The 895-nt window shown below is 68.5% G+C and carries 1 protein-coding gene; it reads left to right on the top strand.

Features of this window, described 5'->3' with window-relative positions; genetic code table 11:
- Positions 1-745: IS1634 family transposase (locus tag CDN38_RS28200; protein ID WP_438502297.1), on the top strand; the 745-nt coding region annotated here is incomplete at its 5' end.
- Positions 746-895 lie beyond the last annotated feature (150 nt).

The raw sequence follows: 895 nt of genomic DNA on the forward strand, positions 1-895 counted from the left end.
CCGGACAGCCCCCTCACGGAACTCCCGGTCGTACTTCATCCGCTTCTCTGGCATCGTGCTCCTCATTGTCGATGCCTCTACGGTTTGGGGGGAACCTCACGACCGCGCCCGCGACGACCTGGGCCGGCTCACCCGCGGGCTCGGCTCGCGCCACTACCCGACCCCCGAGAAAGTCACCGCCAGGGTCACCACTATCGCCGCCCATCGCCGCGTCGGCGACTACCTGCGCACCACCATCGGCACCGACCACAACCGACGACCAACCCTCGACTGGCACTTCGACCAGGCCGCCATCGACGCCGAGGCCGCCACCGACGGCTGGTACGCGCTGCTGACCAACCTGCCCGCCACGGTCACCGCCGCGGACGTGTTGGCGCGCTACAAGAACCAGCCCGACACGAGCGAACGCCGCTACCACGACCTGAAGGGACCGCTCGCCGTCGCGCCGATGTTTCTGCACACCAACCGGCGTATCGCCGCACTCATCGGCGTGCTCTGCCTCGCCCTGCTCGTCTACTGCCTCGTCGAACGCGAAGTCCGCCGCAACCTGACCCCGGCCACCAAACTCGACGGCCTCTACGCCGGCCGACCCGCCACACCCACCGCCAGCCTGATCTTCACCGCCCTCGCCACGCTACGGCTGCGAAACGCCACCAGCGACGGCACACCGGAGATCACGCAACCCGACGCCGTCCAGCTACGCCTGCTCGACCTACTTCGGATCGACCCACGGCGCACGCGCTGAACGGCCGAGCCACGCGCGCAGCACCCACCGCACCCCATGTGCGAATTACGGGGCTAGTTCCCCAGGGGCGTGTGCCCCGCCGTGGTGCAGGAAAATTGGGGCTCGAGTCACCTTGGCATCCGTTGCGCGTGGTGGTGGATGGCGTTGTTG

It is taken from the genome of Mycobacterium ostraviense (assembly GCF_002705925.1).
GTDB lineage: Bacteria > Actinomycetota > Actinomycetes > Mycobacteriales > Mycobacteriaceae > Mycobacterium > Mycobacterium ostraviense.